Here is a 12,129-nt window from a genome sequence, read left to right on the forward strand (position 1 = left end):
AAACGATTCAACCATGAGTGAAACCAAATTCAACATTGCCGTATTGATCGACGGGGACAATGCGCAGGCCAAATTGATGAAGGAAACATTGGAAGAAGTTTCCAAATACGGAAAAGCGACCATCCGACGCATATATGGCGACTGGACCACGTCTCAAATGAACAGCTGGAAGGACATTGTGAACCAGCATTCGATCAGTCCGATCCAGAAATTTTCTTACACGACAGGCAAAAACTCCACCGACAGTTCGCTCATTATTGATGCCATGGACATTCTGCACAGCAAAAGTGTGGAAGGATTTTGCATTGTGTCGAGCGACAGCGATTACACCGGGCTTGCCAAAAGAATCCGCGAAGAAGGGCTTTTCGTGATGGGAATCGGGCGGAAAAATACACCCATTGCATTCGTAAATTCCTGCGAGATCTTCACATTCAGCGAAAACCTCGTGGCCGAGCTGGAAACGAATGTTGAGGAACCTGAGCCGCTGAAAGTGGATGTTACCCCAAAGGAAATTGTAAAAAAGGAGCCAAAAAAGCCGGAAACCAAACACAAGTTCCCAAAGATCGACATGAACATTATCGATAGGGCATTCGAGATTTCGGCCAATGAGGAAGAAGAAGCATTCATTTCCAAAATCGGCACCTCACTTCGAAAAATCGACCCCAGCTTCGACTCCCGCACCTACGGATTCAAGACATTGACCTCACTATTTAAAAGTCTGGCGAAATATAAAATCGTCAAAAATGATGTAAACGGCCTGAACCACCCGCTGGTAAGGTTGAAATGACTGAGCATGAATCGGCGACGGGCGTGATTATGCTAAAGGGATAAACAATGCAATCGCTAAATCGCGGAGACGCCGGTTAACCAAAGAGGATTATATGGAAAAAACAGTATCCAGGGGATTGCTGGTAATATATTTAGTGATATTGATATGGTTTGTGCTCTTCAAGTTGACATTCAGTATTCCGTCCCTGCTTGCCGGTGCAAACAGAACACTCAACCTGATTCCATTTGCTGCGCCTGCCATCAAAAATGGCCGAGTCAATTATGGAGAAATGATTATGAATTGTGTGATCTTCATTCCATTCGGTTTGCTTTTGAGCGCCAGTTTTAAAAAAGCCAAATTCCTACCAAAGCTCGGTTTTATACTTGCATTCAGCTTCATAGTGGAGCTGCTTCAATACATATTCGGAATTGGGGCAACGGATATAACCGACTTAATCACAAATACTTTGGGTGGATTTCTCGGACTTCAACTCTACGATTTGAGCAATAAATATATTTCAAGTAAAAATTTAGACCGGGCCATCATCGTCATCGGAATACTCCTGCTCCTCGCTTCCCTGTTTATGCGATTTATTTTTATAATTCTGCGGTAACGGGGGTAATTATCTCGCTCAAAGCGATTGGGATGCGTGAGTTATGTTAGAACTTTGTTTCGTTTATTTCGTTTGCTACCTTTATGGAAATTTACTCACGAGATGGAAACTGTATTAGAAAGGCCAACAAAACGAGAACAGAAAATGGCAAGCGAATCGGTAACAAACTTTACTTCTGCGATATCGAGGCGAAAGTCCGATACTGTCAACATTAGGATTCAGGAAAGTGAGGAATTGTTTACGATACCCAGGAGAGCGCTCGAATTTCTTTCACATATCCTGTCTATAATGGCAGAGGGGAAGGCGATTTCAGTATTCCCATCTGAATCTGAACTTAGTACGCAGCAAGCTGCCGACATTCTCCATGTGTCCCGGCCACATATTGTGAAGCTGCTCGAACAAGGAGTTATTCCATTCAAAAAAGCAGGCAGTCACAGGAGGATTTTGCTGGAAGACCTCATGAAACATGCCGCAATGCAAAAAGAAACAACAAGAAAAAGCCTTAAATTTCTTGTCGAACAGGCGCAGGATTTAAATCTGGGTTACGAATGATTCATTCCGCGAGGTTTGTAGCAATCCTCGACGCCTGCGTGCTTTATCCAGCACCAATACGGGACTTGCTGCTATACCTTGCAGATGCGGAATTGTACACTCCAAAATGGACTGACAAAATTCACGAAGAATGGACGCAGAGCTTGCTGAAGAAGAGGTCGGATATTTCATCCGAACAACTGCGAAAAACGATCGCCGCTATGCATAATGCCTTTCCCGATGCCAATGTATTGAACTACCAGTCGCTAATGAAATCGCTTGAGTTGCCAGATCCCAATGACGCACATGTCCTTGCCGCAGCTGTGCGCTGTAATGCCGATGTCCTTGTAACTGCCAATATAAAAGACTTTCCAAAGGAATACCTGCAACAATTTGATATTGAGCCACAACACCCGGATGTTTTTATTTCAAACCTGATCGAATTAAACCCGGATAATACTTTGAAAGCATTTGAAAATCAGGTCGGGAATTTGAGAAAACCATCTCTAACAGCATGTGCGGTTCTTGACAAACTGGAAAAAGTAGGTTTGATAAAAACATCTAGCATGTTTCTGCGGCTGATGCAATCACTCTAGTAATTATCAACAACAAAGCCAGACAATCAATCTAAATTATCTGGCTTTGTTGTTGAAATCAGCTTAAAAGTCACCCATTCATCGCGCCGGCAACCCGGTCATTTCTTCATTTCTCCAACCCGCTGAAAAAAGAACAGCAACTCCTTAAAGGAAGTAAAAATGTCATTCGCACGGCGGCTGTGGCCCAGCTCAGTCTGCGCCGCCATGTAACCGCTGTAAATGTCCCAAAGGTCATTCATCCAGCTAGCAGGGCTGCTTTGACTAAGCAACTCCGCGACTTCCCGGCCATAAGACAGGTGCCTCGAATCCAGGGATTCGTCGGAATTTGGTTGTGTTTGCATAATGTTACATTATTAGGATGGAAAACAGGGGTGCCCTGTTTTAGGTGTCCTAGCAGATGTAACACCGCTCGGGGAGCTTTCGCCGACCCCCACCATAACAGGGCATTTCTTGCAAGATTCTTCATATGTTACATTTGATTAGGAGCTTGAAGGTTCGGAAGAAATTTGGAGAAATGCAAATTTGAAGGAGATTGTGTTCATCATTACAGACACTTTGTAAATTCATAAAAACATAACCGTTGCCGTTAAATAAGTGAGTGTTTAAAATAATGCCATTTATTCAAGCGATTAGGTTTATTCTAGGAAAATTTTGACATTTTCGGAAATTTCATCCTAAGGTGAGGGTTACCTAATTTCTTACGCTCAAATCTTGCAAACGCTGATAAAAAGAGATGATTCTAGCAAATAAACCTTACTCATAAAAAATGCAAAGAGATTTACATGCAAAGCCCTTTGATGAAGGAACAAGATCTAAACTAGCAATTTTTCGAGATTACCTGAGGGAGTGGTTACCAGTTTTTTTTGCTCGAAAAGAGACTATTTGGCATACCATTAATATTTATGATTTCTTTTCTGGTCCCGGTTCGGATAACTATGGAAACAAAGGAACACCATTGATAATACTGGACGAACTTAGTCCATACTTTCAGACGATAATTGATAAACAACTGATAGTCAACTTATATTTTAACGAGTATGATAAGGATAAATACAAATCATTACGCGATATTGTTTTGACTGAAAACGGAGAGGTGCCTCCTTATTCTTGTAAGATTACTAATCTGGATTTTAAAATCGCATTTGACTTCGAGTACCCAACTATGTGTCGTAGTAAAAGTGTTAATTTACTCTTTCTGGATCAAACCGGAGTTAAGCACATTAATGAAGAAGTTTTCTCAAAGATTATTCATTTGAGGCAGACAGACTTTTTATTTTTTATATCCTCTTCTACCATAAAAAGATTTGTTGATCATCCTTCGATATCACAGTACATAAAGCTAAGTAGTGAAGACATTGAAAGAACACCGTATCATAAGATACATCGTTTGGTGTTAGAATACTATAAAAGCCTTATACCAAGAAATAAGGATTATTATCTCGCTTCGTTTTCGTTGAAAAAAATGCAGGTTTATATGGATTAATATTTGGAAGTGGGCATGTGCTTGGGTTTGAAAAGTTTCTTAAAACTTGTTGGAATGCAGATCCTGAACGTGGAGAAGCTAATTTTGATATCGATGACGACAAAATTCAAAAAGGGCAATACAATATCTTCACAAACGACATTCAAAAACCAAAAAAAGTAGATTTATTTGAACGAGAATTGCGGGAGAAGATCATGACAAAAATTCTTGTAACTGATAAAGACATTTATCTTTTTACATTGTCTAATGGCTTTTTGCCATACCATGCCAGGAAGGTCGTTTCAAGCATGATTAGGGACGATAAGATACAAAAATGTAACTTAAACCTAACGACAGAGGTTTGCAAAACTAAGTTTCCATTAACACAAGTTAAACTGAAATAACATGGCACAATCAAGTATTGAATGGACAGAAATGACCTGGAATCCTACAACTGGATGCACGAAAATCTCTACTGGATGCAAATTTTGTTATGCGGAAATCATGTCCAAGAGATTGCAAGCAATGGGAATTGAAAAATATAAAGACAATTTTGAAGTTAGGACGCATGAAGATTCTCTCTCGACTCCATACACATGGAAAAACTCGAAAGTTGTATTTGTGAATTCAATGAGCGACTTGTTTCACAAAGAAATTCCCCTCAATTTTATTAAGAAAGTTTTTGAAGTGATGAACGAGAATCCGCAGCACGTATTTCAGGTTTTAACCAAAAGAGCGGACAGGTTGTTAGAACTTCATAAAGAATTGAAATGGAGTCATAACATTTGGATGGGAGTTTCAGTTGAAAATGAAAATGTTACGAGCAGGATCGATTATTTGCGGGAAACAAGAGCAAAAGTGAAATTTCTATCTTGCGAACCTTTATTAGGTCCTTTATCCAATTTAAACCTTACCGGGATTGATTGGGTCATTGTTGGCGGTGAAAGCGGGCACAAGCCTAGAGCAATGAATATAGATTGGGTTTTGGATATACAACAACAATGTAAAGATAGCGATGTAGCATTTTTCTTTAAACAATGGGGCGGAAAGAACAAAAAGGAGAGTGGAAGACTATTAAACGGCAGAACATATGACGAAATGCCTGAAATTTTGTTACAAGAAAGCGTTTAACTCCTGAACATAGCAATTGAAAATACTGAAACCGACATCTTTTTCGCCAACCCGCAAATTCTGAATGCCACTAAGGAAGGTATTGAGGATGTTAAGGCTGGAAGAGTGACTTCCATCCGCGACCTCAAAAACATATGAGCAGATATTCTGTAATCTCTCTGGTACCCGTACTTTATCAGCTATCTTAATCCATCCTTACATAGATTTAGCAGAAGCATTCAGATAGGCGAGTAAGAATTATATTCAAACCAGCTTGCACGAAATTGATTAACTTAACAATCAAAACAAAGGTGTAAGATGTCTGCTCAAACTACTTCGCGCCGCAACTTGTTATTCCGAATGGAATCACGAATGTTGATTTTTACATACAAGCGTTCGGAGCTATTGAACTGCGGAGAGTCTCTAACAGCGACGGGAGTATACACGTTTCGGAGTTGTCAATCGGCGGTGCTATTTTCCATCTACATGAAGAAACCGCTGACCCGAAAGCTTTTTGCCCGAAACGCCACGATGGGACCACTGTAACGATCGGGCTCTTTGTTGCGGATGTGGATGCAGTTATGAATCAGGCAAGTGCCGCTGGCGGAGAAGTCATTTCGCCCGCTCAGGATTATGACTACGGCTACCGCCAGGGCAAGATTAGGGACCCATTTGGGCACATTTGGATGATTGAGGCAGAGATTTAATACACCCAACTCATTCCATTCCACCGCAGCACTCATCCCGTTCCACCACGGCACTCATTCAATCATTCAATCATTCGGCTCCACCGCGGCACTCATTCGGTTCCACCGCGGCACTCATTCACTCACTCCTAAGCGCCTTCACCGGATTCATCAACGCCGCCTTCATCGACCGATACCCAACCGTCACAATCGCAATCAAAAAAGTTATCCCAATCGCCGCTAAGAAAATAGTAGCATTCAAATCGATGTGATACTGAAAATCAGCTAAGTATTTGTTCATCAGCCACCAGCCGATGGGGGCGGCGATGAGGAAGGCGATGACGAGGAGCTGGGCGAATTGTTTGCCGAAGAGCCAGACGATGCTTCCTACGCCGGCGCCTAGGGTTTTGCGAACGCCAATTTCTTTGGTTTTTTGGGCGGCCATGAAGGAAATCAGACCGTACAGGCCGAGGCAGCCGATGAAGATCGCGATGGCGGCGAAGATCCACATGAGTTTCAGCATCAGCTCGTCGTTTCCGTAAAAATAGGTCAGGTGATCGTCCAGAAACTGGTAGGAATAGATGTACTCTGCATTGGTTTCGTTCCAGATCTTTTCGAGGGAAGCGAGGGCTTTGGGCACATTTTGTCCGCTGATTTTGAGCGCCACGCGGCCATAATGGTCGGACCGGGTGGTGAGGCAAACCGGCTCGATCTTGGAGCGGAAAGAGAAATTATGAAAGTCTTTCATCACACCCACAATGATGCCGTCGGCGTTATTGATATTCACATTTTTACCGATCGCCTCCTCCGGTTTTACACCCAGCTTTTTCACGGCCGTTTCATTTAGCAGATATTCCCGAACTGTATCTGATTGCGCGAGATTTCGCCCCGCTACCAGTTGCAACCCAAACATGGAAATGTATTCAGGATCGCCGGATTTGAGGTAAATTGTAAATTTCTCATCCTCGGCGCGCGATGCGTAGCGTATGCCGGTATTAAAATTACCATCTGGCGAGGCAGGCGGCGCTTCACAGAAAGCGATCTTTTCTACCTCGGGCAATTGTGAAAGCCGGGCGCGCATCGCGCTGGTTTTGGCAGGTGAAGTCTCGGGTACAGGCAGCATCACGATGGCATCCTTTTTAAAACCCATATCGGCCTCATTATTGAACCGCATCTGGCTGGCCACTACAATGGTACCGATTAGGAGCGTCTGCGAAATGGCGAACTGCGTAATAACAAGACCTTTGCGAATGGAAAAACCGCCGATCTGATTTTGGGTTAACTTCCCTTTTAACGCGGTAATCGGCTGAAAACCTGCGAGTACCAGTCCCGGATAAGAGCCGGAAATGAAAGTGACTATGACGAGCAGGCAGATAATGAAAAGTGGTTGATTGAAATCCTGCAACAAATCCAGCGTGACCCGGGTCGACAGCATTTCGTTCATATACGGGAGCGCGATGTAAGCCAGGGCGATCGCGAAGACGAACGCGATGACGGTAATGAGGGCCGTTTCGATGATAAACTGCCAGAAAAGCTGTGATTTCATACTTCCCATCACTTTCCGAACGCCGATTTCCTTGCTCCGGCCCAATGCCTGCGCGGTGGCGAGGTTGATGAAATTGACGCAGGCGGTAATGATCAGGAAAATGGCGACAAGTGAGAGCGCCACGAGCTGACTTTGCGCAATGGCGCCTCCCAGCTCTTCGTTTAGATGCATGTCCGGAAGTGGCTGTAAAAAGAACCGAAATTCTTTTGCGTCTTTCGCATCGTAATATTTCTTTGAAATTCCAGCCATTGCTTCCTGGGCTTTACCAAAGTCTGTGCCAGGTTTCAGCAGGACAAAAGCCTGGGTGCCGCTATAAATACCTCCCCAGTTGTTGAGCCAGGGCTGGGTTTGGCTGATGGTGACGTATGAAAGAAAGATTTCCTGGCGGATGTCGGTGTTCTCGGGCAGGTTTTTAATGACGCCCGTGACGGTGAAATCGGTCTTGTTATCTACCCGGAAGGTTTTACCGATCGCCTCTTCGCTGTGAAAATATTTCTCGGCGAGCTGTTCGGTAATAACGGCAGTGTTGGGCTGCGAGAGCATGGTTTTCTTGTCTCCGGCGACGAGGGGAAAATCCATGATCTCAAAAAACGAAGGCTCCGTATATGCAATACCGTCACTGAACTTGGGGTTGTTCCTGACCGCAGGGATTGAAATAGTCGCACCAAAATTGATGAGCATTGATGCTTTTTCCACGAAGGAAAAATCGTTCCGCATGGCCGCTGCTATCGGCTGAGGAATAGTGCCGTATTTGCTGACGGTTTCATTGCGCAGCTCAGAAGTGACGCGGTAAATGCGGTCGCTTTTTTCGTGAAAGCTGTCAAAACCAAGGTGGTAATTGACAAGTGAAAAAATAAGTATCCCGCAGCTCATTCCCAACACCAAGCCAAGGACGTTGATGAGCGTATAGGATTTGTGGCGGGCAAGGGTGCGCCGGGCGGTGGTGAGGTAGTTTTGGAGCATGGCGAGTTTGGCTGTCTGCTGTCGGCTGTCGGCAATCGGCATTTTTGGGCGGTCGGCAGTCAGCGGTCGGCGGTCGGCCTTTTTTGGGGTTAGGATTCGTTTTTTTAGGAAATAGGGTTTGGCGAATTTTAGGGTTTCTGATGCATATATGCTCTTTGCGGCCTTTACTCCTACTCTTTTTACATCTAGCTCGAACTGTTCGTGCAAATCACCTTGCAGTTCCTCGAAAAGCTCGGGTGGGCAAAGGATTTTAAACAACTTATCTGCCCAGCGTGGCGGCGAAATGTGCTTTTCGTTTTTCATGATTGCGCCGGGGTTATGATTGCGTTCCAGAACTGGTTACGAACCTGTTGTATTTCGGCCAGCATTTCACGGCCAGCGATGGTGACGCTGAAAAGTCGTTTTCTTCTTCCTCCCCTGCTCAATGTGGCCCCGCCCATTTCGGATGTGACGTAGCCTTTTTCTTCGAGCCGGTACAATGCAATGTGCACGGCGCTGAGGCTGATGGTGCGGTTGGCGCGCTGACGGAGCTCTTCTGCAATGCTCACGCCGTATGCGCCGCTGTTGAGGACGGTTACTGCGAGCAAGACAAGCTCTTCAAATTCGCCCAAGTAGGATCTTCCCATTTTAGAGAGGTTGATTATATTAATATTTGCTAAACAAATAATGTGCCGAAACACCATTGCATATTTATCAAGCTGATAATCAATATATTAAAGCTCAAATTCAGAAGATATTTTGTCCGAAAGCGGACATTGGCTTACGGAAATGAACGAATCTTTTTGCCTTGCTATCCGTCGTTGTGGAAACAGTTCGTTATCTATTAAAGCCTGACTAACGACTAAATGTTGACCGGTCTTTTATACTTTTAATTGCTTTGTAGTTCCCACTGGACATGATAAAATTTACTGCCTTACCATTCAAAATCGACCAGGTGTTCCTCACCTCTGACACGCATTATGGACATAAAAATATTTGTTCAGGAACGAGCGAATGGGAGCCGCCGCAAAATGAAGGATGCAGAAAGTTCGATACGATGGAAGAAATGAATGACGCCATTGTTGACGGCATCAACCGGCAAGTCAAAAAGACGGATCTGCTCATCCATTGCGGGGATTGGTCTTTCGGCGGAGAACCCAAAATAGCTGAATTCAGATACCGCATCAACTGCGAGCACATCATGTTACTGCAAGGCAACCACGATCACAAGATCACCCAAAACCAGGTATATGAAGGGTTATTTACGGAATTTACCCAGATCGGGTTTTACAGCATTCAGGGACTGCGGTTCGTCTGTGCGCATTACCCCATGTCCATCTGGCATCAGTCCCATCACGACGTGCCATTGTTTTACGGCCACGTTCACGGCTCGTTTAATAATGTCGGCAAATCGCTGGATGTGGGTATGGATAACATTTACAAAAAGACAGGGAAATATGAGCCGATAAGATTGGATGAAGCCAATTCCATCGCAATGAGCAGGGATACTTACCTGGAATCGCACCATAACCGATTTACCAGTTAGCATTAAACAATAACGGATATGCGCTAGGGCATATCCGTTATTGTTTAATGGCATGAGCCATGATGTGCGCCGGCTTAAATCAGCTTATCCGGCGTAATCGGCAGCCCCCTAATCCGCTTTCCGGTCGCATTAAAAACGGCATTCGCTATCGCAGGCGCCACGCCAATGATGGCAATTTCGCCCAACCCCTTGCTTCCTACCGGATCCGCCAACAGATCGGGCTTATCTACAAAATAGACATCAATGTCTGGCACATCGGCATGCACCGGCATGTGGTAATCCGCCAGGTCTTTGGTAACATATCGGCCAAACCGGTGGTCCATTACTGCATCCTCCGTTAATGCCATCCCAATTCCGCCCGTTGCGCCGCCGATCATTTGACTTGCTGCGGTTTTCGGGCTTACAATGGTGCCGGCATCCGCGCAGCAAACGATTTTCATCACCCGCACCTGCCCCGTAAACGGATGCACATGCACTTTGGCAAAATGCATCGAGAATGCATACATCGAATATTTGTTCCGGTTTTCGTCGGGTTTTGATTCGTTGGTGGTCTCTATTTTTTCAATGTTATTTTGTTTGAATAAATCAGCAATTGTCGTTTTCGAGGACTTCCCTCCAAGCTGTATTTCAGCCTTATCAAACATTAAATCATCCGGCTTTGCAGACGTAAAAGCAGCATTCCCCTTACCGGCTGCCATCGTAATGAGCTGTCCTTTCAACGCATTACAAGCTGCCTGCACCGCAGGCCCCACGCTATTCACAGTCGACGAACCTCCCTGTAAGCCTGCATTCGGGAACTCCGAACTCCCGAGGTGAAATGTTATTTTCTCGGTTGGGATTCCAGTAGTATTGGACGCGATCTGCACCATGGCCGTTCCTGTTCCGGGGCCAATATCGGTGATCGCACAATGCATTACCAGATTGCCTTCCTTGTCGAGCTCCGCGTGAACCGTCGCCGAATTCCGGTTTGCGCCAAATGTGCCGGTCCCCATTCCATAGCCGACCAGCCATTCTCCGTCACGGACTTCGCCCGGTTTCAGCTTCCTGTTTTCCCAGCCAATGCGTTTTTTACCTTCTTCGTAACATTCACGCATGTATTTGGTCGACCATGGCACATTCTTGTCCGGGTCGGATTCGGTATAATTTGCCAGCCGGAAATCAACCGGGTCCATGCCAATGGCATGTGCCATCTCGTCCATCGCGGATTCTAGCCCAAATGCGCCGGTAGCCTCGCCCGGCCCGCGCATCCAGATCGGCGTGGCTACATCGAGCGGCAAAATACGGTAACGCGTGCTTATACTCGGCGAGGCATACATCATCCGCGTCTGCTGTAAGGTCGATTCGGTGAACTCCTCATAGCTCGATGTCTGGCCGATGGATTGGTGGTTAATCGCGACGAGCTTTCCATCTTTGGTCGCACCCATTTGGATTTTTTGCCAGGTCCGCGGCCTGTAACCCACCATCGTAAACATTTGCTCCCGTGTCAAAACCAGTTTGACAGGCCTTTTCACCTGTTTCGCGGCAATGATAGCCGCTGTTTCGTGCGGCCAGTTATGCAGCCCGTTCCCAAATGCACCTCCAACGAAAGTGGAAATTACCTTCACATTCTGCTCAGGGATATTCCACTCTTTTGCAAAATTTTTCTGAGCCATTTTCGTGCCCTGCACTTTGTCATACACCATAAGCCGGTCGTCTGCTTCCCAGTGTGCGGTGATCGCCTGCAACTCCATGGGGTTATGCACTTCGGTAGGCAGCACATATTCTGCCTCAATCTTCACCGGAGCGCTTTCAAAGGCATCTTTTTGCCCGCGATCATAATCCGCGGTTGGCGATTTGGGATTTTTCTTTGCAGCTGCTGGCAGCACCGCGTTGCCCGCATTCGCTTCCAGATTCGTTTGGTGCTGCTCTTTGTTATATTGAATTTTTACCAAAGACGCGCCGTATTGAGCCTTTTCCAGGCTCGTGGCAACGACTGCAACAACAGGCTGATCATTAGAATAAATTTTATTATCAAAAAACACCCGCAGCGGCTGACCATTCGTGGGCGGCTCAGAAGGGTGCTCGCCTTTGGACTGGTAACCAGGCACTTTGATTGCATTCAAATGCGAAATTACTGCGAGCACACCCGGCGCACGCTCGGCTGCTTTGGAGTCAATGCTTTTAATGGTGCCTTTCGCAATCCGGCTGCCCACCAGCACGGCGTAGGCCATATTGGGCATTGGATATTCCGCAGAGTATCTGGCTGCCCCGGTTACTTTCAGTCGGCCGTCCACGCGGTCGAGCGGCTTATATTCTTTTTTATCAAAAAATGCTTCGTTCATGATCTTT

13 protein-coding genes are annotated in these 12,129 nt (G+C 45.5%); 9 read left to right on the forward strand and 4 right to left on the reverse strand.

Features of this window, described 5'->3' with window-relative positions; genetic code table 11:
• Window positions 1-13: 13 nt before the first annotated feature.
• The 4 genes from MUK70_RS21075 to MUK70_RS21090 all read left to right on the forward strand — a co-directional run bounded on the left by MUK70_RS21075 (window position 14) and on the right by MUK70_RS21090 (window position 2,509).
• Window positions 14-787 carry an NYN domain-containing protein gene (locus tag MUK70_RS21075; protein ID WP_234602795.1) on the forward strand — a complete coding sequence of 258 codons (774 nt, stop codon included), beginning with the start codon at window positions 14-16 and terminating at the stop codon, window positions 785-787.
• Between the two features lie 94 nt (window positions 788-881).
• Entirely contained in the window at window positions 882-1,382 is a 501-nt protein-coding gene (locus tag MUK70_RS21080) for a VanZ family protein (protein WP_234655002.1), read from the forward strand.
• 102 nt (window positions 1,383-1,484) lie between these two features.
• The gene (locus tag MUK70_RS21085; RefSeq protein ID WP_234655003.1) at window positions 1,485-1,934 is read left to right on the forward strand and encodes a helix-turn-helix domain-containing protein; all 450 of its coding nucleotides are present in this window, start codon (window positions 1,485-1,487) and stop codon (window positions 1,932-1,934) included.
• Window positions 1,931-2,509, forward strand: a complete 579-nt coding sequence (locus MUK70_RS21090; RefSeq protein WP_255716338.1) for a PIN domain-containing protein — start codon at window positions 1,931-1,933, stop codon at window positions 2,507-2,509. The genes MUK70_RS21085 and MUK70_RS21090 overlap by 4 nt, the downstream gene beginning before the upstream one ends.
• A 98-nt stretch (window positions 2,510-2,607) precedes the next feature.
• Here the strand turns inward: MUK70_RS21090 and MUK70_RS21095 are convergent, their stop codons facing one another.
• Window positions 2,608-2,850 (reverse strand): hypothetical protein, encoded by a 243-nt coding sequence (locus tag MUK70_RS21095; RefSeq protein ID WP_234655005.1) that lies wholly within the window; start codon window positions 2,848-2,850, stop codon window positions 2,608-2,610.
• Between the two features lie 425 nt (window positions 2,851-3,275).
• Between MUK70_RS21095 and tcmP the strand changes: the two genes are divergently transcribed.
• The 4 genes from tcmP (at window position 3,276) to MUK70_RS21115 (ending at window position 5,788) form a co-directional block, all read left to right on the forward strand.
• Window positions 3,276-3,992, forward strand: coding sequence for a three-Cys-motif partner protein TcmP (gene tcmP / locus MUK70_RS21100; RefSeq protein WP_234655006.1), 717 nt, complete (start codon window positions 3,276-3,278; stop codon window positions 3,990-3,992).
• A 17-nt stretch (window positions 3,993-4,009) separates the two neighbouring features.
• Window positions 4,010-4,375, forward strand: a complete 366-nt coding sequence (locus MUK70_RS21105) for a hypothetical protein (RefSeq protein ID WP_234655007.1) — start codon at window positions 4,010-4,012, stop codon at window positions 4,373-4,375.
• A 1-nt stretch (window position 4,376) separates the two neighbouring features.
• A complete protein-coding gene (locus MUK70_RS21110) occupies window positions 4,377-5,102 on the forward strand; it encodes a DUF5131 family protein (protein ID WP_234655008.1) in 726 nt (241 codons plus the stop codon).
• A gap of 344 nt (window positions 5,103-5,446) precedes the next feature.
• Complete coding sequence (locus MUK70_RS21115) at window positions 5,447-5,788, forward strand: VOC family protein (protein WP_256464080.1); 342 nt, start codon at window positions 5,447-5,449, stop codon at window positions 5,786-5,788.
• Between the two features lie 118 nt (window positions 5,789-5,906).
• On the opposite strand, the gene MUK70_RS21120 is transcribed toward MUK70_RS21115, so the two are convergent.
• Together MUK70_RS21120 and MUK70_RS21125 are read right to left on the reverse strand one after the other, a co-directional pair.
• Window positions 5,907-8,579 carry an ABC transporter permease gene (locus MUK70_RS21120; protein ID WP_234655009.1) on the reverse strand — a complete coding sequence of 891 codons (2,673 nt, stop codon included), beginning with the start codon at window positions 8,577-8,579 and terminating at the stop codon, window positions 5,907-5,909.
• The gene (locus MUK70_RS21125; protein WP_234655010.1) at window positions 8,576-8,902 is read right to left on the reverse strand and encodes a PadR family transcriptional regulator; all 327 of its coding nucleotides are present in this window, start codon (window positions 8,900-8,902) and stop codon (window positions 8,576-8,578) included. Before MUK70_RS21125 ends, MUK70_RS21120 begins: the two co-directional genes overlap by 4 nt.
• Before the next feature lie 269 nt (window positions 8,903-9,171).
• Here MUK70_RS21125 and MUK70_RS21130 point away from each other — a divergent pair, with 269 nt between their 5' ends.
• A complete protein-coding gene (locus tag MUK70_RS21130) occupies window positions 9,172-9,801 on the forward strand; it encodes a metallophosphoesterase (RefSeq protein ID WP_234655011.1) in 630 nt (209 codons plus the stop codon).
• Between the two features lie 74 nt (window positions 9,802-9,875).
• Here the strand turns inward: MUK70_RS21130 and MUK70_RS21135 are convergent, their stop codons facing one another.
• The gene (locus MUK70_RS21135) at window positions 9,876-12,122 is read right to left on the reverse strand and encodes a xanthine dehydrogenase family protein molybdopterin-binding subunit (protein WP_234655012.1); all 2,247 of its coding nucleotides are present in this window, start codon (window positions 12,120-12,122) and stop codon (window positions 9,876-9,878) included.
• Window positions 12,123-12,129: the final 7 nt, after the last annotated feature.

Origin of the sequence: Dyadobacter chenwenxiniae (assembly GCF_022869785.1) — a bacterium.
Classification (GTDB): Bacteria; Bacteroidota; Bacteroidia; order Cytophagales; family Spirosomataceae; genus Dyadobacter; species Dyadobacter chenwenxiniae.

Excerpts from the sequence above, each read along its gene's own strand:
- MUK70_RS21075 (WP_234602795.1), top strand. The coding sequence starts at position 14 with ATGAGTGAAACCAAATTCAACATTGCCGTATTGATCGACGGGGACAAT.
- MUK70_RS21080 (WP_234655002.1), top strand. The coding sequence starts at position 882 with ATGGAAAAAACAGTATCCAGGGGATTGCTGGTAATATATTTAGTGATA.
- MUK70_RS21085 (WP_234655003.1), top strand. The coding sequence starts at position 1,485 with ATGGAAACTGTATTAGAAAGGCCAACAAAACGAGAACAGAAAATGGCA.
- MUK70_RS21090 (WP_255716338.1), top strand. The coding sequence starts at position 1,931 with ATGATTCATTCCGCGAGGTTTGTAGCAATCCTCGACGCCTGCGTGCTT.
- MUK70_RS21095 (WP_234655005.1), bottom strand. The coding sequence starts at position 2,850 with ATGCAAACACAACCAAATTCCGACGAATCCCTGGATTCGAGGCACCTG.
- tcmP (WP_234655006.1), top strand. The coding sequence starts at position 3,276 with ATGCAAAGAGATTTACATGCAAAGCCCTTTGATGAAGGAACAAGATCT.
- MUK70_RS21110 (WP_234655008.1), top strand. The coding sequence starts at position 4,377 with ATGGCACAATCAAGTATTGAATGGACAGAAATGACCTGGAATCCTACA.
- MUK70_RS21120 (WP_234655009.1), bottom strand. The coding sequence starts at position 8,579 with ATGAAAAACGAAAAGCACATTTCGCCGCCACGCTGGGCAGATAAGTTG.
- MUK70_RS21125 (WP_234655010.1), bottom strand. The coding sequence starts at position 8,902 with ATGGGAAGATCCTACTTGGGCGAATTTGAAGAGCTTGTCTTGCTCGCA.
- MUK70_RS21130 (WP_234655011.1), top strand. The coding sequence starts at position 9,172 with ATGATAAAATTTACTGCCTTACCATTCAAAATCGACCAGGTGTTCCTC.
- MUK70_RS21135 (WP_234655012.1), bottom strand. The coding sequence starts at position 12,122 with ATGAACGAAGCATTTTTTGATAAAAAAGAATATAAGCCGCTCGACCGC.